We start from the raw sequence: 19,820 nt of genomic DNA on the forward strand, positions 1-19,820 counted from the left end.
CCGCCCCGGACCGATCGGGTCCGGGGCGGCGGGCAGGGGACGCCGTCTGACGGTCAGCCGGTCAGCGGCGGTCCGTGGACGGGTTGAACCACTCGTAGAAGGGCGTGTCCGGACCCCACGTGCCGGGTCGTCCCTGGGCGTCCTTCGTCACGAAGACGCTCGGCTCGGACGCGGTCACACCGCCGCCGCCGGAGCGGGCCGTGACGAACCACGCGTGGGTCGAACCGGGCTTGAGGTTCTTCCATGTCACCGAGGCGACCGCACCGGACTTGGTCTTGGTGCGCCCGATGACGTCGACCGGGTTGTACAGCGCGACCGCGTCGGTCTTGAAGGTCGTCTTGCGGGACTTGAGGTCGACCGGCAGCACCATGTTGTCCTCGGTGCCGTCGTACCGGTGGTTGGTGTCGTACTCGGTGGCACCGAACTCGTCGAGCAGCGGTGAGTAGGTGTCGACCGTCACCTCGGATCGCTGCACATTGAACTGGAGCATCCGGAAGAAGCTCGCGCCGAACTGGAGTTGGTCGTCGGGCTGGTAGCCGCCGATCTCGGTGAGCCCGAGCCGGTCCGCGGACACGGTGTAGAACTGGTAGTCCGCGAGGAGTTCGACCACGCCGTGGCTGATCTCGCCGACCTTCGGCTTCACGTTGGTGCCCACGCCGTGCTCGTGGCCCGCGAGGATCAGGAACACATTCGGGTTGTCCTGGACCACCGTCTTGTACAGCATCGAGCCGTCGGGCGCGGAGAACGGGGCCCCTCGGCCGTCGGGGTTGGTGCTCGGCGCGAGGTAGTCGTGCGAGAGCAGGATGCCGTTGCGGTCGGGGAAGCGCTTGAAGATCGAGTCGGCCCATTCGGCCTCCTCGCGGGTCACCCCGTAGGACAGACCGACGACGACGAAGTCCTGGCCGCCCGCGGAGAACAGATCGTAGTGGTTCTGGTTGTCTCCCGCGCGCCAGGGGCCGCCGTAACTGGCGTGCTCCCAGCCCTGCGACAGCGCCTCGTAACGGTGCGGACCGTAGTACTGGTTGTAGAGGGCGTCCGGGCCGTTCTCGGTGCCCGACTGGTTGTCGTGGTTGCCCGCGATCACACCGTTCGGGATGCCCGCGTCGTCGAGGATCTTCTGCTGCTTGGAGGACACCTCCATCTCGCCGGCGACCTGCTGCCGCGTGGCCTCGTCGGCGGGTTTGCGGGTGTTGTTCTCGATGATGTCGCCGGTGTGGGCGACATAGGAGATCTTCCGCTTGTCCTTGTTGGCGGCGATCCAGCGGGAGACATCCCCGTACGCCTTCTCCCAGACCGCGCGCTCCTCGGCCGTCTCCTGCTCGACCGCGCCCTCGGAGAGGTACTGCGTGTCGGTGTAGTGGACGATCGAGAAGTCGTACGAGGAGGGGTCGGCGAACGAGTTCGGGTCACCGGCGTCGATGTCGTCGGCGAAGGGGTCCTCACCCGTCACCATCACATGGACCTGCTGACGGTCGACGTACCCGTGGTCGAGGACGACGGTCAGCACCGTGTTGCCCTCGGTGGCGCCGCGGGCGCTGCTGACGACGTCCCACTGTTCGGTGCGGCTGTTCCAGACCCGGAGCGCGGCGAGCCGTTCGGGGTCGATGACGCCTTCCCAGCGCAGCACCGGCTGGTCGACGTGGCCCTTCACCTGGATGTCGAACCGCTGGAAGGTGACATCGGACGAGGAGGGCGCGGCGAGCATCTTGCCGTCGGCGGGTGCGAGCCCGGCGGCCTTGATCTTCTTCTCGCCCTTGACCTTCAGGGTGGTCGGGACGGCGGTGGCCGTGCCCTCGTACACCTGGCCCGGGGTGAGGATCTCGGCCTCGGAGAAGGTGGCGGTCACCTCACCGCCGTCGGGCTCGGCCACCTTCGCGGACAGCGTGACGTTCCGGCCGGCGTCGGTGGTGCCGGACGCGGGGGTCAGCTGTGCGGGGGTGTCCGGGATGCCGGCGGAGGTGAACGTCACCTCGCGGGTTCCGGTGTTGCCCAGGCCGTCCGTCGCGGTCAGGGAGAGCGTGTGCCGGCCGGCGGACAGGCCGGGTCCGACCTCGGCACCTGCCTTGATCGTCTTGCCGTCGAGCTTGATGTCCGGGCCGCTCACCACGCCGGAGGGGTCCTTCATCTGTACCCCGAGGACGACCGACGCGGTGATCTTCTGACCGGCCTTGGGGGTGCTGCTCACGACCTCGGGCGCCGAGTTGTCGGTGACCAGGGCGCGGGTGGCGGTCTTGCCGGACTTCGAGGTGGCGGCCAGCTTGTGCTGCCCGTCCTTGATCTTCTTGGTGTCGAGGTCGGCGCGGACGCCCTTGGCGGGGCCGTCCACGAAGAACTCCAGGTCGACCTCAGTCAGCGGATTGACGTTGTCACCGCAGTTACCGTCGCCGAAGCTGTACGAGCCCTTCACCATCCGGCCTTCGGCGGTGCCGCCGGCCGGTGTCAGCGAGATCCCGGAGAGCGCGAAGTCGTCCCGGTTGGATCCGCAGGACGTGGGATAGGTGCCGGTGACGACGTCGATGGTGTTCCAGCCGGGCACCAGCCACTCGTTGGGGAACGTCAGGTCGACGTGTCGGCTGACGTAGTCGGTGTCCAGGACGAGCTTCTGGCCGTTCACCAGGAGGTAGTTCTGGTACCGGGCCTCGATCGAGTTGCTGCCCACGGTGAAACCGAAGGTGGCGTTGCCGGAGCCGAGTGTGTCGGTGACCGCGACGGCCGGGGCGTCGATCGTGTAGTGCAACGCGGCCTCGGGCAGCCGGTCGGTGGCGTTGCCGCAGGTGCCGTCGCCCATCGCGTACGAGTCCGCGATGTCCTTGCCGGTGACCGTGGCGCCGTCCAGGGCGAGTTGGAGGCGGGAGATGTCGAAGTCGTCGCGGTTGTTGCCGCAGCTGTCCTTGTACGCGCCGGTGACGACCTTGACGACATTGTCACCGGGCACCAGGTACCGCGCGGGTACGGCGATGTCCACCCGCTGGCTGACCCACGTACCGCCCAGGTCGATCCGCTTGCCGTTGACCAGGAGGTAGTTGTCGTACTTGTCGTCGAGCGAGTTGGCGCCGACGTCGAAGGAGAACGTGGCCGCGCCGTTGCCCAACTGCGGTGCGGAGACCGGCTTGTCGCCGTCCACGGTGAGCGAGGACACCTCGCCGTCGGTGCCGGCCGGGAAGCTGGCGAACACCGACTGTCCGCCCTTCACCAGCGTGCCGTCCTTGGGCAGCAGCCGGGGAGCGCCCGCCGGGGCGTTGTTGACGGTCACCTTGTTGGTGACCGTCTTGCGCGAGGTGGTGGTCGCGGTGAGGGTGTGCTCGCCGTTGGAGAGCTTCGTGGTGTCCAGGTCGCTCCGCAGACCGGTGGTGCCCTTCGGGTCGCCGAGGGCGAAGAAGCTGAGCGACGCCTCCTTCAGGAGCGAGGTGTTCGAGCCGCAGCTGCCGTCGCCGAAGGAGTACGTGTACGCGTTCTCCTCGCCGTCCGCGACCTCGCCGAGGAGGGTGAGCTGGATGTCGGACAGCACGAAGTCGTCGTAGTTGGTGCCGCAGGAGGACTCGACGGTGCCGGCGAAGAACTGGATCTTGTTCTCGCCCTTGACGAGGTGTTCGTTCGGGATGTCGATGGTGCCGCGCTCATTGACGAGGTCGCCGATGTCCACGCGGTAATCGCCGTTGACGAGCACGTAGTTGTGGTAGCGGGCCTCCGTCGAGTTCGAGCCGACGTCGAAGCTCAGCCGGGACACCCCGACCGTCTTCTCGGCGTCGATCGCCTTCCCGTCGACCGCGAGCTGCGTCACGGAGTCACCGGCCAGGGTCGGTGTGGCCGCGACCTTCTGGACACCCTCCAGGTACGAACCCTCGCCGGGGGTGAGCGTGGGCAGGGTCGTCGCGTTCTCAGACGCCGAACTCTTCTTGTCCGTCGCGCGCTGATCCGTGGCGCGCCGGTCCGTGCCGGTGTCGCCGTGCGCCACGGTCACGTTCGCACCCAGCAGGACGAACGCGGTCAGGGCGGCGCCCGCCAGTCGTTGCCCGCCGGATCGACCAACCCGCCATCTTCGCCACTGTGTTGACCGCATCAACAGTCGTCCTTCCGCATGGCTCGACATGAAGGGCACGCCGTGAACGAAATCGGGCATGCCCATGACGAACCTTCGGCGATGGAGATGAACGCCGGTGATGAGCAGGTGAACAATCAGCGGAAGGATCTTCGGACAGCAGACGGCCGGGCCGTGCCGCGCGGTATAGGGCCAGGGCCCCTACCGGTGTGCGGAGTTCCTCAGGGGCTCCGTGGGGTAGTCGGGCAGGTCGACGCCGCTGCTGACCTTTTCGCCGAGCTTGAGCATCCAGTTCATGAACAGGGGCTTGGACAGCACTCCGTTGCGCACGCGTAGGCCGGTCGCGGTACCGGGCGCGAGGAACTTCCCGGTGCGGTCACCGTTCGACTGGCAGCCCTCGGCGTACTTACGGAGCTTGTTCTCGTAGCGTGCGAAGGCCGCCCGGTGGTCGCCTTGGGCTCGCGCGAGTTCGCCTGCCAGCACATAGGCGCCCACCAATGCGGTTCCCGAGCCCATGCCCCCGATGGTGGCGCCGCACGCGGCGTCGCCCACGAGACCCACGCGGCCCTTCGACCAGGTGGGCACGTCCGCGCGGCTGATCGAGTCGAAGTACAGGTCGGGTGCCCGGCGCAGTGAGTCGAGCAGGCGGGGCACCTCCCAGCCGAGGCCGGAGAAGGCATCGGCGATCAGACGCTTCTGCCGCTCGGGGTCATGGCGGTCGCACGACAGCTCAGGGGCGGCGAAGACGAAGAACGCCCCGGCCCGCGCCGGGTCCCGGTGGTCGGCCCCGACCGAGGCGAGCCGCCCCGGGGCGTTGTAGCCGATCGAACCGCCCTCCGCTCCCAGGTAGTTGGGCAGTTCCCAGGTGGCGGCGTAGTAGCCGAGGTGGCTCACATAGTCCTCCTCGGGGCCGAAGGCGAGGCGGCGGACGGTCGAGTGCAGTCCGTCCGCGCCGATCACCAGGTCGAAGTCCCGTGAGGCTCCGCGCTGGAAGTCGACCCGCACACCGGAGGGGGTCTCGGTGAGGCGGGTGACGGAGTCGCCGAACAGGTACTCGGTGTACGGAAGGCTGCGCTCGTACAGAATCCGTGCCAGGTCTCCGCGGAGCACCTCGATGGCGCCGCCGGCGAATTCGGCGGGCAGGCGCAGCAGGGTCCGGCCGCCCTCGTCGACGAAGCGCATCGGGCTGCCGCCGGTCTGCACGTCGCGCAGTGCGGGGAGCAGGCCCATGCGCTCCAGCACGGTCAGGTGGGTGTCCCCGCGGAAGTCGACGGCCTGGCCGCCGTCGCGCAGGGCCGGAGCCAGCTCGACGACGGTCGGATGGAAGCCGTGGCGCCCCAGCCAGTACGCCAGCGCCGGACCGGCGATGCTCGCGCCGGAGATGAGGACGTTCCTGTTCCCGTTCCTGCTCACGTTCCCGTTCACATCCCTGTCCCCCTTCCCGTCCATACGCGTGTTCGCGTTCATGTTGCTGTCCATGGGTTCCCCGTCCCTTTCACGGGCACGTCGGCCCGCAAAACTGTGTCCAGTGGACACTATTAATAACTGTGTACCGTAGACGCAATTGGCTGGGCCGACAAGTCCTCGGCCGGGCCGGGTGGACGCGTCCGACGCGGAAGGGGCGACAGGGATGGGCGACAAGCACGCGGAGACGGCGCGGCTGCTGTGGGGGCCCCACCCCAAGCCGACGCGGGGTCCCCGGCCGACGCTCGACCTGGACCGCATCGCACGGGCGGGGATCGAGATCGCCGACGCCGAGGGACTGGCCGCTGTCGCCATGCAGCGCGTCGCCGCACAACTGGGCGTCACCAAAATGGCGCTGTACAGATACGTCCCCGGCAAGTCGGAGCTGGTCGCGCTCATGGTGGACGTCGCGATCGGCCCGTACCCGGCGCCGGACGAACAGCCCCCCGGCTGGCGGGAACAACTGGAGGACTGGGCCCGCGCGCTCGTCACTCACTTCGGCCGGCACCCCTGGGTCCTGGACGCCACCATCGGGCCGCGCGTCATGGGGCCCGCCGAGCTGGCCTGGACGGACCGTGCCCTGTCCGCGCTGGACGGCACGGGGCTCACCGGTGCCGAACGCATGGACACGGTCGTCCTGTTGGCCGGCCATGTACGCGGCATCACCCAGCAGGCGCGGGCGGCGGGCCCGGCGGGGCAACCCGAGGCCCAGTTGAACGCCGTGCTCGGAGATCTGATGCGGACACACGGCGAGCGCTTCCCCGCCCTGCTCGCCGCCCTCACCTCGACGGCACGGTCCGGCGGACAGGACCAGGCATGGGAGTTCGGCCTGCAACGCATCCTGGACGGCCTGGCCGTACTCATCGACCAGCGGGCGCGGTAGGGGAGTTCACGCACCGGTCGGCAGGGCGCTCATCACTCCCGTAGGCTGACACGTGCAGTTGGTTCGCCCCGTCCGCCAGGCGGGACGCGTCGTAAGAGGGAACCCGGTGGGAATCCGGGACTGCCCCGCAGCGGTGAGTGGGAACGACCGCCGTCATATGCACTGGGCCCGGCAAGCGGGACCTGGGAAGCGACGGCCAGTAGGTGTCTCGTACGCATTCCGTACGTCGAGACGCGCCCGCGAGTCCGAAGACCTGCCATCTGCCCGCGTACGACCCACTCGTGCGCGGACATCCCGGTGACCTCGTGGGCGGGTCGGCGTGCATATCGGGCGGGCGCGACCGCGCTTCTCCGTCCGGTTCGTCACCCCTTCGCGCTCGCGTCCCGTCGCCGGGATCTCAGGGATTCATCTCGCGAAGGAGATCTCCGTGACCGCCAAGACCGCAGCCGCGGCAGCACGGGCCACCGTGTACGGCTACCCCCGCCAAGGTCAGGGCCGGGAGTTGAAGAAGGCGATCGAGGGCTACTGGAAGGGCCGCGTCACCGCCGACGCCCTGCGTGCCACGGTCGCCGGACTGCGTCGCGCCACCTGGCGGGAGCTGGCCGACGCCGGTATGGACGAGGTGCCGACCGGTGACTTCTCGTACTACGACCACATGCTCGACACCACCGTCATGGTCGGTGCCATTCCCGCCCGCCATCGCGCCGCCGTCGAAGCGGACGCCCTGGACGGCTACTTCGCCATGGCGCGGGGCACCCAGGACGTGGCGCCGCTGGAAATGACGAAGTGGTTCGACACCAACTACCACTATCTTGTGCCCGAGTTGGGCCCGGACACGGTGTTCACGGCCGACCCGACCCGGCAGGTCGCCGAGTTGACGGAAGCCCTCGCCCTCGGGCTGAGCGCCCGTCCGGTGCTGGTCGGTCCGGTCACCTACCTCCTGCTGGCCAAGCCCGCCCCGGGCGCGCCGACGGACTTCGAACCGTTGACCCTGCTGGACCGGCTGCTGCCGGTGTACGCCGAGATCCTCGCCGATCTGCGCGCGGCCGGCGCGGAATGGGCGCAGTTGGACGAGCCCGCCCTCGTCCAGGACCGCACCCCGGCCGAGTTGAACGCCGCCACACGCGCCTACCGGGAGCTGGGCGGTCTCACTGACCGGCCGAAGCTCCTGGTCGCCTCGTACTTCGACCGGCTCGGCGACGCGCTGCCGGTGCTGGCCAAGGCTCCGGTCGACGGTCTCGCCCTGGACTTCACCGAGGCCGCCGCCAACCTGGACGCCCTGGCCGCCGTGGGCGGACTCCCCGACAAGCGCCTGGTCGCGGGCGTGGTCAACGGCCGCAACGTCTGGGTGAACGACCTGGAGAAGTCCCTGTCCACACTCGGCACCCTGCTCGGCCTCGCCGACCGGGTCGACGTGTCGGCCTCCTGCTCCCTGCTGCATGTGCCGCTCGACTCGGCACTGGAGCGGGACATCGAGCCGCAGATCCTGCGCTGGCTCGCCTTCGCCCGCCAAAAGTCGGCCGAGATCGTCACCCTGGCCAAGGGTCTCGCGCAGGGCACCGACACGATCGCCGCCGAACTCGCCGCGAACCGCGCGGACCTGGCCTCCCGGGCGGGCTCGCCGATCACGCGTGACCCGGCGGTACGGGCCCGTGCCGGCGCCGTGACGGAGGCCGACGCCCACAGGTCCGAGCCGTACGGCGAACGGGCCGGAGCCCAGCGGGCCCATCTCGGCCTGCCGCTGCTGCCGACCACCACCATCGGCTCCTTCCCGCAGACCGGCGAACTGCGCACCGCCCGCGCCGACCTGCGGGCCGGACGTATCGACACCGCGGGGTACGAGGAGCGCATCAGGGCGGAGATCCAGGAGGTGATCTCCTTCCAGGAGAAGACCGGTCTGGACGTCCTGGTGCACGGCGAGGCCGAACGCAACGACATGGTCCAGTACTTCGCCGAACAGCTCACCGGATACCTGGCCACGCAGCACGGCTGGGTGCAGTCCTACGGCACCCGCTATGTCCGTCCGCCGATCCTGGCCGGCGACATCTCGCGGCCCGAGCCGATGACGGTGCGCTGGACGACGTACGCCCAGTCCCTCACCGATCGCCCGGTCAAGGGCATGCTCACCGGCCCGGTCACCATGCTCGCCTGGTCCTTCGTCCGCGACGAACAGCCCCTCGGCGACACCGCCCGCCAGGTCGCCCTCGCGCTACGCGACGAAGTCAACGACCTTGAGACGGCCGGGACTTCGGTGATCCAGGTCGATGAACCCGCCCTGCGCGAAACGCTCCCGCTGCGCACGGCCGACCGCCCGGCCTACCTGGCGTGGGCCACCGAGGCGTTCCGGCTCAGTACGAGTGGCGTGCGTCCGGCCACGCAGATCCATACGCATATGTGCTACGCCGAGTTCGGGGACGTCGTCCAGGCCATCGACGACCTCGACGCCGATGTCATCAGCCTGGAGGCCGCCCGCTCGCACATGCAGGTCGCCCGCGAACTCGCCGCCCACGGCTACCCGCGCGAGGCGGGACCCGGGGTGTACGACATCCACTCGCCGCGGGTGCCGAGTACGGAGGAGGCGGCCGAACTGCTGCGGATCGGACTCAAGGCCATTCCCGCCGAACGGCTGTGGGTGAATCCCGACTGCGGCCTGAAGACCCGTGGATGGCCCGAGACCCGCGCCGCACTGGAGAACCTGGTCACCGCCGCCCGCACCGTCCGCGCGGAACTCCCCGCGTCCTGACGACTGGACCGTCGTCCTTACGACGGGACCGGCCGGGGAGGGGTCTTCGGCTCCCTCCCCGGTTCCGCAAGTCCTCACTCGTACGGTGGCGTTCGGTCAGTGGGGCGCGGCGACCGTCCGGCCCGCAGTGACTGTCGCGGGCTTGGGATTCAGCAGCCGCTCGGCCAACTCCCCGAAGACCAGGCCGAATCCGCCCCACAGGGTGATCTGGATGGCCAGTGCGGAGACCCGGAACCGCCACAGCACGGTGGCCGGGAAGTCGGCGGGAACCTCGTTGATGACGGGCAGGAACGCGTACGCGAGTCCGATCGCGAGGGCGAAGGCGGCCACCGCGGTGACCGTGGCGTACCAGGTGCCCAGCTTCGGTGCGAGCCGCTTGCCGAGCAGGGTGGCGGCCACGGCGATCAGGACGCTGAGCAGCGCCATCAGCAGGTACAGGGTGGTCCGCTTGCCGATGGTGTCGCCGTTGCCGACCGCGGGCGGGTTGGCCGGGTACTTCAGGAACGGCACGACGTACACGGCGAGCAGGGCGCAGCCGGACAGCAACAGCGCGGTGGCCCGCGCACCGAAGTGGCCGACCCGGCCGTGCGCGAAGCAGTAGGCGAGGGCGGCGATGCCACCGAAGGCGATCCCGTAGATCAGGACACCGGTGGCCAGGCCCGCGGTGGACTGCAAGGAGCGGGAGACGAGTTCGACCTCGTGCTCGTGCCCTGAGGCGTGGGCCTCCTCGAAGCCGATCGCCTTGTCGACGTACGGTTCGCCGAGGAAGTAGGCGACGACCAGGGCGAGTACGCCGGCGGTGAGGCCGGCGAGCATGCCGCGTACGAGGAGATTTCTTACCGTTGCGGAGTTCATGTAGGTGTCGGTTTCCCTTGCGTCAGTGGCAGGGGAAGCCGAGGAGGTGGCGGGCGTCGTGCACCCATTCGTGGACGTCTTCGCCGGAGACCACGGCGGTGGCGCCCTGCTCGGCGCCGACGAAGTAGAGCAGGACCAGCATCAGAATGCCGAAGAAAACCGCCCACGGGACGATCGCGCCGATCGGCAGCTTGGCGGGGAGAGCGGGGGTGGTGACGGCCGGCGGGGCGACATGCTGCGCCATGGCGGGGCCTCCTCTGGGAGTTCGCGTCCCATCTCGGTGGTGCACTGGACGACGGCTACGGGTCTGACTCGCCCCCCTCGCACAAGGGATGGCACACAGTGGCGCGACCGTTCCGGATTCTCACCGGCTTCCGTCCTGCCGTCGTCGATATCGCACCGACGGTACCGCCTGGCGGGTACCTGGCCAAGACCGTGCCACCTGGTGTGATCCAGCCGACTGATCCGGCATCTGGCGTGGTTCTGGACGTTCAGGACCACCAGGGCCGCGCGACGCGGGTCGACGGCCCACCCCGACCGTCGCGCGCCATCGAATACACCGTCAGGAACCTTTCTCTCATGGCAGTACCGGCTCATGCGAGTACGGGCCATGGAGGTACGGGCCATGGGTCCACCGGCCGTCCGTCATCGTGGCGTGCACGGGCATGGCGCGCAGCGTGTCCAGGTCGGCCGACAGCGGGTCCACCTCCACGACCACCAGATCGGCGGCGTCCCCGACCCTGATGAGCCGTCGCCCGCGGGCCGCCGCGACGAGCGCGTCCCGTACGGACAGGCGCTGTTCCGGGTGCCAGGCGGGGCGGGCGTCGTCGGTGCGGCTGACGGCCGAGGCGATGGCGAGCCAGGGGTCGAGCGGCGAGACGGGAGCGTCGGAGCCGAACTCCAGGCGGGCACCGGCGGCGAGCAGGTCGGCATAGGCGAAGGCCCGGTCGGTGCGCCCGGTCCAGTGCCGGTCCGCCACATCACGGTCGTCGGTCGCGTGCCGGGGCTGCACCCCCGCCGTGACGCCCAACTCCGCGAAGCGCGGCAGGTCTTCGGGGCTCAGCAACTGCGCGTGCTCGATCCTGCCCCGGCAGCGCACCGCGTCGAAGGCGTCCAGTGCCACGGTGTTGGCGTGGTCGCCGATGGCGTGTACCGCCGGTTCGATGCCGTGCGCGGCGGCCCGGCGCATGAGCCGCACCAACTCGTCCAGTGACGTCTGCGCGATGCCGTGGGCGCCGTCCGTGCCCTCAAGGCCCGGATAGAGGTCGTGGCACAGCGCGGTACGGGTGTTGAGCGAGCCGTCGGTGAAGAGCTTCAGCGGACCGACCCGTACCAGGCCCCCGGACGCGCCGATCTCGGACCCGGTGCGCAGTCCACGTTTCACGGCCGCGTCCAGGTGGCTCGGATAGACGGCGGCGGACACCCGTACGGCGGGCGTGGCCTCGGCCGAGCGACGCTCCCAGTCCCCGACCGCGTCGCCGTACTGGAAGTCGATGACACCGGTGATCCCGCGCGCGGCAGCGGCCCGGCAGGCGTCCGCGACCCAGCCGTCGACCACATCGGCCGGTGTCTCGGGAAGGACGGACAGGACCTCGTGGGCCTCGTGTTCCCTGACCAGACCGGTCGGATGGTCGGCGCGGCCGACCAGGGCGAGGCAGGCGGAGTTCAGCCATACGGCGTGCAGGTCGGCGCTGACCAGGACGGTCGGCCGGTCGGGCAGGGCCGAGTCGAGGAGCCGCTTGTGCGGGGCGTCGGGCCACAGCCCGTCGCGGAACCCGTACCCGAAGAGCACCGTGCGGCCGGGCTCCCGGCCGCCGTGGTCCCGCACGAGGTCGGCCACCGCCCGCGCGGAGGCGGTACCGGACAGGTCGAGGCGGTGCCGGGCACTCGCCCATTCCGCCATGTGCACATGCGCGTCCCACAACCCCGGAAGGAGTACGCGTCCTTCGAGGTCAAGCACCCTTTCGCCCTCGGCGGATGCCGCCCGTCCCCCGGTCCCGTCCACCTCCGTCACGACATGGGTGACCCTGCCGTCCGCCAGGCGCACGCGGGCGAGCGGTCCACCCGCGCCGAGCCGCACCCGGTCGAGCGTGAGCGCGGCGCTTGCGAAGTCCGTCATGAAGCCTCCATCTGCGACACCACGCGGTCTCGACAGGACCGCGCCGGATGAGACGACGATCATGGACCTGTCAGTGCCGCACGTCGACCCACCCGCCCCACCAGGGGCACACCGAGCACACTTCCCGCAACCGACCATCCACTTAACTAAACTTAGCCTTCCCTTACTTCGGGTCACTCGTACCGTCGGCCGTCGTCCGGCGCCGCGCTTTCCTGTGCCTCAAGAAGTTCGTCGCCGTGCTCGATCGTCCAGCGCCCGAGCGCCCGCATCGGACCGTCGACCAGGCTCTGCCCCAAACCGGTCAGGTCGTACTCGACCCGAGGCGGCGCCTCGGCGTACGCGTGCCGGCTGATCAGACCGCCGGCGAGCAATCGGTGCAATGCGTCCGTCAGCACCTTGTCGCTGATCCCGCCGATCGCGACGCGTAGTTCACGGCGCCGGTGCGGTCCCGAGCGCAGTGCGACCAGGACAACGGGGTCCCAGGTGTGGGCGAAGAGATCGGTGGCCGCGCGCAGTCGGCAATCGGCGACCAACTCATGACGGTGGGCATCGTGATCAGTCATCTCGCCACCCATCATCGCGCCCCCGAAGCACACCGATCGGTGCGTCACACCTTCTCTACCGTGGCCGTCCAACGATCACTGTGTGAGAGGGAGCGGCGATGCGCGTCGGGATTCTGGGAACGGGAACGCTGGCGACGGCTCTGGCCGAAGGCTGGGCTCGTGCGGGACATGAGGTGACGGTCGGCGGCCGGTCGCAGACCAAGGCACGGAACCTCGCCGACCGGTTGGGCGATGGGGTACGCGCTGCCGCGCCACGCGAGGCAGTCACGGGACGCGACGCGGTACTGCTCGCCGTGTCATCACATGGCGTCGAAAACATGCTGCGCGACGCGGGCGCGTCCGACGGCTCCCTCGCAGGGACGCCGTTGATCGATCCGACGAATGCCGTCGAACACGGAGTCGGTGTGTTGCTCACCGGACAGGATGAGTCGATGGCGCGACGCATCGCCGGACTCGCTCCGGGCGCGCATGTCGTCAAGGCGTTCCATCTCTTTCCCGCAGAGCAGTGGGTGAGACGTCCTGGCGGTGGCGAGCCGCAGGTGACGGTGGCGATGTGCGGTGACGATCCGGCGGCGCTACGGGTCGTCGGCGAACTGGTCCGTGCCGTCGGCGGGACGCCGGCCGTCCTGGGGTCCCTGGCGCGCGTCCGTCAGCTTGAGGAGGTCGCGGGTTTCGTCATCGGGCTGGCATTCAACGGCTTCGACCCCAACTCCGCGATCCCGCAAGCCCCTTCACCGACCGCACCGCCCGTCTCGCCCAGCACTTCCGCGTGACCGAGGCCAGCGAAAACCGCCACGTCGAACGCCGACTGACCACCGACCTCGGCCGCGCCACCTGGCGCCTACCCCATGGAGCCGCAGTCGGTGGCCAGTTGCCGTTATCGGTGGCCAGTCGCGTTTACTGGTTCTCAGCGGATGCCGAGTGCGACGATCTGGGTGACCTCGTCATCGGCGAAGTTGTCGTCGCTGACCAGGAGCAGGGTTCGTTCGCCGCCGCGCAGGGTCGGGCCCCAGGTCATGCCCTCGGTGTTGTCGACCGTGGACAGGCCCAAGTCGTCGAAGTCCGCGACCAGTTTCTTCCGCATCGGTACGACCCGCTGCCCGACCAGTGAGTCCATGTTCCGCACCTCGGTCGCGCCGCGCGTGGTGGCGTCGTAGATCCGGATCTTGAAGCCCGAGCCCGCCACCCAGGTACGTTCGAGTACGAGGTACCGGCTGGGGTCCTCGGGGAAGGCGAGGATCGAGGGCACGCCGGTGTCCGGGGGCCACGGGCTGGACGGGTCGGACTCGGCGAAGATCTTCTCCAGGGGGTAGGCGAACTGCCCCAGCACGGCGCCGTTCCGGGTCTGCTGGGTGACGCGGATCAGGGCACCGTGCTTCAGGTCGGGCTCCGGTCCGTCCTGGAGCAGCGGACCCTCGACGGCACTGGTGAGGACGCGGCTCCCGGCGCCGAACGTGATGGCTTCGATCGACTTGTTCCGCCGCGGACCCCGCTCGTGCATGGTGATCTGGTAGTTGGGCGGCAGCCGCAACTGGCCACGGTAGGCACCGTCGCGGTTGGCGAACTGGATCGACGGCTGGATCACCGGGTCGCTCGACGACTTCGGCCTGTCACCCTCCTGGGCCCACCAGTACCGGCAGCTCCGCGGGTCGACCCGCAGCTCTTCCGGGTCCACGGCCTTGCCGTCTCCGGCACTCGCCGGTGGGTAGACCGCGCCGTCCGGCTGACGGAACGGGTGGGTGCCGGTGAAGTCGACGGAGTGCACCCCGCCGCCGTCCACCTTGATCCTGGCGGTGTAGAAGCGGGCGGGCTGGAGGACCGAGCGGTCGTCGCTGATCATGACGTACTCACCCGTGCACGGATCCCGGTCGATGCCGGAAAGACCGCCAACTGTCGTGTTCCGAAAGGAGAGTTTGTGCGGAACGATCTTCTCGCCCAGCAACCGCGCCTGCGCCCCGATCGGGGAGGGTGCGGCGGTGTCGCCCGGTTGGGCCGCCACCGCGGGGGCCATCGTGGTCGTCAGCACCAGGGCCGCGGCGGAGGCGCGTCGGATCAAGGAGGATTTCATGTAGTCGATCTTGGCCCGTCCCCCGTACCGAGCGCAGTCACCCATCCGCGTGACGCGGACAGGCACCGGGGTGAGAGGGCCGCCCACTCGCACGTCGGCCGAAGTGCCGGTCCCGGTAGGTGCCTTCCGGCGCGGTCGAGTGCGTGTTCGGCCTGCACGGCGAGGGTTGCTGCGAGGTCCGTCACGGAGGGCGGGTCGGTGATCAGGCCGGTGATCAGGCCGGTGATCAGGTCGGCACGGCACGCGGTGCTCCCGCAGGTCTCCGTATGATGCCGGGCGGATGTCCTGAAGCCGGGCACGACTGTAGGGGGAGACTTGCGTCAGGCCGCGATCGTCTTCGTGCATGGGTTGTTTTCGTCACCCGCCACGTGGACGCCCTTGCAACAGGAGTTATCCGCGGTTCCCGCCGTGGCCGACCAGTTCGACTTCCTGTTCTTCGAGTACGCGACACGCCCGGTGACCTGGAACCCCCTGCGTCGTATGCCGGACCTGGACACCGTGGCGGAGAGTCTGCGCGGCTTCATCGAGGACCTCACCACGGAGCACGAACGGATTGTTCTCGTGACCCACAGTCAGGGCGGCCTGGTTGCCCAGCGATTCCTTTCCCGCATGTTGCAGGCGGGCCGAGGAAAAGATCTCGCGAAGGTCCGTCGACTGGTGATGTTCGCTTGCCCCAATAACGGGTCGGACCTGTTCCTGCTGGCCCGCAAAGGGCTGATCCCCATGACCCGGAACACTCAGGAACGCGAACTCAAGCCGCTACAGACTTCGGTGCTGGAAACTCAGCGCAGAGTCCTTGACGGCAACGTCAGGGCGCTGGATGTCTCACGGGACCGATGCCCGATCCCCATCGTCGCCTACGCGGGCGAGAGCGACAATGTGGTCGTACCCTCCTCCGCCGCCGGTTTCTTCCCTGAGACGGGCGTACTCCCGGGGGATCACTTCACCGTCATTCAGCCGAAAGGACCGGACAGCCGCGTCATCCACGCGGTGCGCAGGGAATTGGCGCGGGCCTTGGTCGAGCCGTTCCCTCCTGAGCCGCAGCCCGGCGCGGACATTCCCCACCACCGTCGACCTGGCCCTTCCGCCACCGACGTCCTGACCGAGCTGGAAGTCGTCGGCCCCATTGCTCTCCCCGTCAACGGCACGACACGGCACGCGACCGAGTTCTTCCTCCACGGCGGGCCGGTGGAGCAGCTCAGGAACATCGACGTCGTGGTCTCTTCGGAGAACACATACCTTCAACTCTCACAGTTCTTCAAGCCGTCGACCTCGGGCAGCCTTCGCTGGGCCGCTGCCGAGAAGAGTGCGAGCGGTCAGATCCTGGAGGATGTCGCGGGTGAGCACCTCTCTGCCTGGCTTCGCAGCCACGGCAGTTACGGCCTTCCCATTCCCGAGGGGACGGTGGCACCGACACCTTCCGGCGCGCTGCGGAAGCGAAACATCCAGAGGATCTATCACGCGGCCATCGCCACCCCCGTGTCCGGTACGAACAACTATCGAATCGCCCCTCATGCGATTCCCCGAGCCGTGCACAACACGTTCGACTTGGCCAGGCGGGAAAGGGAAGAGTTGGGGATCTCGTTGTCCTCCATCTGCTTCCCACTCTTCGGAGCGGGGCGCGGACGGATGAGTGTGGTGGAGAGCTTCGAGTTGATCTGGGAATCGATGATGAGCGAGCTGGCCGACGACCCGAGTTGGAACATCCATTTCACGACCCGCCGCAGGACGATCTTCGATCTTCTGTACGGCCGACTGCAGGCGAAGAAGCAAGCGTACGACCGGCTTACGTAGGGAGTTGTACGGTGCCCTCATCCGATGGGGTTCTCCCCTCGCGTCCGGTGTGCCTGAACCATGTCGTCGACGGTGATCTGCGCCGCGACCTCGGCTTGTCACTGACCTCAGGAATCTGTTCTTTCTGCGATCGGGTGGATCCCATCACGCCCATCGCCGCGGACTTCGACCGTCTCGCCAGGAATGTCATGGCGGCCGTCCTTGACAAGTACGAGCGGCTGGATATTCCCGAGCACGGCATTCCCACCGATGCAGTGATCGAGGACGTCTGCCGGGGAGCCCTGGACCCTCAAGTGACCCGCGCCGTGCAGGCATGGGCGCGGCCCGCCTCATGGCGACTGCGTACGCCGCTTCAGCGCGGGGAGCAGGGCACGGTCGCCCTCGAACCATGGCCCGCCTTTCGCGATCGGGTCACACATCAGCGACGGTTCACGCTGTTGGCCGACATCGCCCTGCACAGGAAGTCTCACCTGCCCATGCTCGACGGCGTGTCAGCCGTCGTCGACCAGTTGGGGCTCGTTCGTAAGCTTCCGGCCGGCCACCAGGTGTGGCGCGGTCGGATGCGTAGGGACACCACTCCCCCGAACTATGTCGCCGCCACCATCGGGTCCACTCCCCGGCATCGGGCCACGGCCAACAGGATGAGCCCGGCTGGCGTGTCGATGTTCTACGGTTCCGCTGATGTGGAGACTGCGGTCGCGGAGATATCGGCGCACGATCCACGTCCCTACGCAGCGGTGGCAGCCTTCGAACTGGTCCGTCCGATACCTGTGATCGACCTGTCCGTCGCTCCGGCCGCTCCGAACGTCGCCGCCCGGGACAGCGGGTCACTTCTCGGGCAGATCGAGTTCATCCGGTCCTTCGCCGCGGACTTGAGCCAGCCGGTGGTGCTGGACGGGCGGGAACATACGGCGTACGTCCCCACTCAGGTCCTCACCGAGTATTTCCGCTGGCTGTCGCCCTTGCGTGTGGAGGGCATCGTCTTCCGTTCCGCGCAGAACGGCGGCCTCAACTACGCACTGTTCACCGGCCCCGAGGGCTGCGTCGATACCGGTGCGGACCTGCCCGACGCGATGCTTCGTCTTCGACCGCGCACTGAGCTGGTGGTCGCCCGTGCCCTGAGTGGACCATCGCTGACACACCGTAGTGACCCTTCGAGCCCGTGAAGTGGGCCCGCTGCTCTCGGTCAAGTGGTCCGCGCGGGTGGTTGTGGGGAACATGGATGCTGAGGGAAGACCCGGACAGCCGCCGCTCGGGTGCGGTCCAGGGAGGTCCGTCATGGTGCAGCGCACGACCGTACGAGAGCTGATGAACGAGTACGGACACACCCACGCCGAGGAAGCGGGCATCCGGCTGCGGAACACACCCGCGCCGCTGTTCCAGCTGCTGACCCTGTGCGTCCTGTTCTCGGTTCGCATCAAGGCCGACATAGCGGTGGCCGCGGCCCGCGAACTGTTCGGGGCGGGGATGCGCACGCCGCAGGCCATGGCAGCCGCCTCATGGCAGGACCGGGTGGACGCGCTCGGCCGCGCACACTACCGGCGCTACGACGAGAGCACGGCCACCGCTCTCGGCGCCGGGGCCGCACTCGTTCTCGACCGCTACCACGGAGATCTGCGGCGGCTGCGCCACGAGGCGGACGGGGATCCGGGGCGGATGCGTGAGCTGTTGCGGGAGGTGCCCCGGATCGGGCCGGTCGGAGCGGACATCTTCTGCCGGGAGGTGCAGGGCGTGTGGCCCGAGCTGCGCCCGGCGTTCGACACCCGGGCCCGCCACGCCGCCGCCGAGCTGGGGCTCCCGAAGACGCCCGAGGGCCTGGCGCGCCTCGTCACCGCTCAAAACCTGCCGAAACTGGCCGCCGCCCTGGTCCGGGTCGAACTCTCCAGGGGAGCCGTCGACGAGCTGCTCAAAAGCGCTTGAGACCAGGCACGGCGGGTCAGCGGGTCAGCGGGTACCGGTCCGCGGGCCCTGGTACTGCTCTTCGGTTACGGGCTCCAGCCAGGTGGTCTCGGGCCTGCCGTCGCCGGTGCCCTCCCACAGGGCGAAGTGCTCCATGAAGAGTTCCGGAGTGGCGCCGTGCCAGTGCTCCTCACCGGGCGGACAGGCGACGGTCTGGCCGGGATGGGCCTCCAGGATCGTGCCGTCGCGGATACCGATCAGTGCGATACCCGAGGTGACGTGCAGGGTCTGGCCCACGGCGTGGGAGTGCCAGTTCGTCCGCGCGGCCGGGGAGAAGCGGACCCGGTTGACGCGCATACGTGACGGCTCCTGACCGGCGTAGATGACGTCGAACCAGACATCTCCCGCGAACCAGTCGGACGGGGCCTTGGTGGTGGGCTGCTGCTTGAGGAGTTCCATGAGGGGGTTTCTCCGTACTGGGTGCTTGAAGGTCAGGGGGTGTTTCAGGCGCCGACGGTCTGGGCGTCATCGTGCGCCAGGTCCTCGCCCAGCTCCCGCGAGGCATCGGCCTGGGCGAGCAGGTCCTTGGCCTTGGCGGAGACGGCGTCGATGGCGTCGGCACCGGCGACGAAGCGGCCCGGGGGCTGTTCCTGGCCGGCGAGGGTCAGCAGGGCGGCGGCGAGCTTCGCGGGGTCGCCCCTCTGCTGCCCGTTCATGGCCTGCCACCCCTTCTTCGTGGCGGCGGTGCGCTCCGCGTAGTCGTCGATGGACAGCTCCGCCCATGTGGTGGAGGTGTCGACCAGGAGTTCCGTACGGAAGAAGCCCGGCTCGACGACCGTGGTGCGGATGTTGAACGGCTCGACGTCGTACCGCAGGGACTCCATGAAGCCCTCGACGCCGAATTTCGCGGCGGCGTAGGCGACGCAGAATTCCAGGCCGACCAGGCCCGCGAGGGACGAGATGGTGATGACATGGCCGTCGCGCTGGGCGCGCATGACGGGCAGCACGGCGCGGGTGACGTTCATCGGCCCGAACAGGTTCGTCTCGATCTGCCGGCGCATCTGCTCGGGCGAGATCTCCTCGAAGTAGCCGGCGTAGAAGTTGGCGGCGTTGTTGATCAGCACGTCGATGCGGCCGAAGCGGTCGGTGGCGGCCTGGACGGCACTGTGCGCGGCGGCCGGGTCGGTGATGTCCAAGGCGGTGGCGAGCAGGTTGTCGTGCTCGCCACCGAGTGCTTCGAGGACACGCTCGGGACGGCGGCCGGTGGCCACGACCTGGTGACCCGCCGCGAGGGCCTGGCGGGCGATGTCCGCGCCCAGACCGCGTCCGGCACCGGTGATCAGGAAGACCTTGCTCATCAGGGGTGACTCCGTCGGGATGGCGAAAGGGAAAG

General features: G+C 68.9%; 15 protein-coding genes and 2 riboswitches. Of the genes, 6 read left to right on the forward strand and 9 right to left on the reverse strand.

The genetic code is table 11. From position 1 onward, the window contains the following. Positions 1–61: 61 nt before the first annotated feature. Positions 62–3,961, reverse strand: a complete 3,900-nt coding sequence (locus ACFVT5_RS16695; protein WP_389887342.1) for a metallophosphoesterase — start codon at positions 3,959–3,961, stop codon at positions 62–64. 279 nt (positions 3,962–4,240) lie between these two features. Next, positions 4,241–5,488, reverse strand: a complete 1,248-nt coding sequence (locus tag ACFVT5_RS16700) for an FAD-dependent monooxygenase (RefSeq protein ID WP_389888165.1) — start codon at positions 5,486–5,488, stop codon at positions 4,241–4,243. A gap of 181 nt (positions 5,489–5,669) precedes the next feature. On the opposite strand from ACFVT5_RS16700, the gene ACFVT5_RS16705 reads away from it, so the two are divergent. Together ACFVT5_RS16705 and metE are read left to right on the forward strand one after the other, a co-directional pair. Beyond that, on the forward strand, positions 5,670–6,386 hold the full coding sequence (locus ACFVT5_RS16705; protein WP_389887345.1) for a TetR/AcrR family transcriptional regulator: 717 nt from the start codon (positions 5,670–5,672) through the stop codon (positions 6,384–6,386). Between the two features lie 42 nt (positions 6,387–6,428). After that, positions 6,429–6,662: riboswitch (cobalamin riboswitch) on the forward strand. A gap of 151 nt (positions 6,663–6,813) precedes the next feature. Next, the gene (metE, locus tag ACFVT5_RS16710) at positions 6,814–9,129 is read left to right on the forward strand and encodes a 5-methyltetrahydropteroyltriglutamate--homocysteine S-methyltransferase (RefSeq protein WP_389887348.1); all 2,316 of its coding nucleotides are present in this window, start codon (positions 6,814–6,816) and stop codon (positions 9,127–9,129) included. Between the two features lie 96 nt (positions 9,130–9,225). Here metE and ACFVT5_RS16715 read toward each other — a convergent pair whose 3' ends face one another. The 4 genes from ACFVT5_RS16715 to ACFVT5_RS16730 form a co-directional block, all read right to left on the reverse strand. Continuing rightward, on the reverse strand, positions 9,226–9,984 hold the full coding sequence (locus ACFVT5_RS16715) for a CbtA family protein (RefSeq protein WP_389887351.1): 759 nt from the start codon (positions 9,982–9,984) through the stop codon (positions 9,226–9,228). 22 nt (positions 9,985–10,006) lie between these two features. Next, entirely contained in the window at positions 10,007–10,228 is a 222-nt protein-coding gene (locus tag ACFVT5_RS16720; RefSeq protein WP_389887354.1) for a CbtB-domain containing protein, read from the reverse strand. Between the two features lie 35 nt (positions 10,229–10,263). Next, positions 10,264–10,412, reverse strand: a riboswitch (cobalamin riboswitch). A gap of 149 nt (positions 10,413–10,561) precedes the next feature. Next, on the reverse strand, positions 10,562–12,103 hold the full coding sequence (locus tag ACFVT5_RS16725) for an amidohydrolase (RefSeq protein WP_389887357.1): 1,542 nt from the start codon (positions 12,101–12,103) through the stop codon (positions 10,562–10,564). Between the two features lie 173 nt (positions 12,104–12,276). Next, entirely contained in the window at positions 12,277–12,666 is a 390-nt protein-coding gene (locus ACFVT5_RS16730) for a winged helix-turn-helix transcriptional regulator (RefSeq protein WP_389887359.1), read from the reverse strand. A 98-nt stretch (positions 12,667–12,764) separates the two neighbouring features. On the opposite strand from ACFVT5_RS16730, the gene ACFVT5_RS16735 reads away from it, so the two are divergent. Then, complete coding sequence (locus ACFVT5_RS16735) at positions 12,765–13,439, forward strand: NADPH-dependent F420 reductase (protein ID WP_389887362.1); 675 nt, start codon at positions 12,765–12,767, stop codon at positions 13,437–13,439. Positions 13,440–13,573: 134 nt separating this feature from the next. Here the strand turns inward: ACFVT5_RS16735 and ACFVT5_RS16740 are convergent, their stop codons facing one another. Then, positions 13,574–14,734 (reverse strand): esterase-like activity of phytase family protein, encoded by a 1,161-nt coding sequence (locus tag ACFVT5_RS16740; RefSeq protein WP_389887365.1) that lies wholly within the window; start codon positions 14,732–14,734, stop codon positions 13,574–13,576. 315 nt (positions 14,735–15,049) lie between these two features. On the opposite strand from ACFVT5_RS16740, the gene ACFVT5_RS16745 reads away from it, so the two are divergent. From ACFVT5_RS16745 to ACFVT5_RS16755, 3 genes are all read left to right on the forward strand, one after another. Continuing rightward, the gene (locus ACFVT5_RS16745; protein WP_389887368.1) at positions 15,050–16,528 is read left to right on the forward strand and encodes an alpha/beta fold hydrolase; all 1,479 of its coding nucleotides are present in this window, start codon (positions 15,050–15,052) and stop codon (positions 16,526–16,528) included. A gap of 11 nt (positions 16,529–16,539) precedes the next feature. Beyond that, positions 16,540–17,694 carry an RES domain-containing protein gene (locus ACFVT5_RS16750; RefSeq protein WP_389887370.1) on the forward strand — a complete coding sequence of 385 codons (1,155 nt, stop codon included), beginning with the start codon at positions 16,540–16,542 and terminating at the stop codon, positions 17,692–17,694. A 112-nt stretch (positions 17,695–17,806) separates the two neighbouring features. Next, positions 17,807–18,448 (forward strand): endonuclease, encoded by a 642-nt coding sequence (locus ACFVT5_RS16755; protein ID WP_389887373.1) that lies wholly within the window; start codon positions 17,807–17,809, stop codon positions 18,446–18,448. A gap of 24 nt (positions 18,449–18,472) precedes the next feature. On the opposite strand, the gene ACFVT5_RS16760 is transcribed toward ACFVT5_RS16755, so the two are convergent. After that, positions 18,473–18,886, reverse strand: a complete 414-nt coding sequence (locus ACFVT5_RS16760; protein WP_389887376.1) for a cupin domain-containing protein — start codon at positions 18,884–18,886, stop codon at positions 18,473–18,475. A 44-nt stretch (positions 18,887–18,930) separates the two neighbouring features. Further along, a complete protein-coding gene (locus ACFVT5_RS16765; RefSeq protein ID WP_389887379.1) occupies positions 18,931–19,785 on the reverse strand; it encodes an SDR family oxidoreductase in 855 nt (284 codons plus the stop codon). Positions 19,786–19,820 lie beyond the last annotated feature (35 nt).

It is taken from the genome of Streptomyces sp. NPDC058001, from assembly GCF_042886315.1.
Taxonomy (GTDB): Bacteria; Actinomycetota; Actinomycetes; order Streptomycetales; family Streptomycetaceae; genus Streptomyces.

Bases quoted from the DNA above. Each gene is read 5' to 3' on its own strand.
- ACFVT5_RS16765 (WP_389887379.1), bottom strand. From the start codon at position 19,785: ATGAGCAAGGTCTTCCTGATCACCGGTGCCGGACGCGGTCTGGGCGCG.
- ACFVT5_RS16720 (WP_389887354.1), bottom strand. From the start codon at position 10,228: ATGGCGCAGCATGTCGCCCCGCCGGCCGTCACCACCCCCGCTCTCCCC.
- ACFVT5_RS16755 (WP_389887373.1), top strand. From the start codon at position 17,807: ATGGTGCAGCGCACGACCGTACGAGAGCTGATGAACGAGTACGGACAC.
- ACFVT5_RS16730 (WP_389887359.1), bottom strand. From the start codon at position 12,666: ATGACTGATCACGATGCCCACCGTCATGAGTTGGTCGCCGATTGCCGA.
- ACFVT5_RS16740 (WP_389887365.1), bottom strand. From the start codon at position 14,734: ATGAAATCCTCCTTGATCCGACGCGCCTCCGCCGCGGCCCTGGTGCTG.
- ACFVT5_RS16715 (WP_389887351.1), bottom strand. From the start codon at position 9,984: ATGAACTCCGCAACGGTAAGAAATCTCCTCGTACGCGGCATGCTCGCC.
- ACFVT5_RS16705 (WP_389887345.1), top strand. From the start codon at position 5,670: ATGGGCGACAAGCACGCGGAGACGGCGCGGCTGCTGTGGGGGCCCCAC.
- ACFVT5_RS16735 (WP_389887362.1), top strand. From the start codon at position 12,765: ATGCGCGTCGGGATTCTGGGAACGGGAACGCTGGCGACGGCTCTGGCC.
- ACFVT5_RS16700 (WP_389888165.1), bottom strand. From the start codon at position 5,488: ATGGACGGGAAGGGGGACAGGGATGTGAACGGGAACGTGAGCAGGAAC.
- ACFVT5_RS16760 (WP_389887376.1), bottom strand. From the start codon at position 18,886: ATGGAACTCCTCAAGCAGCAGCCCACCACCAAGGCCCCGTCCGACTGG.
- ACFVT5_RS16725 (WP_389887357.1), bottom strand. From the start codon at position 12,103: ATGACGGACTTCGCAAGCGCCGCGCTCACGCTCGACCGGGTGCGGCTC.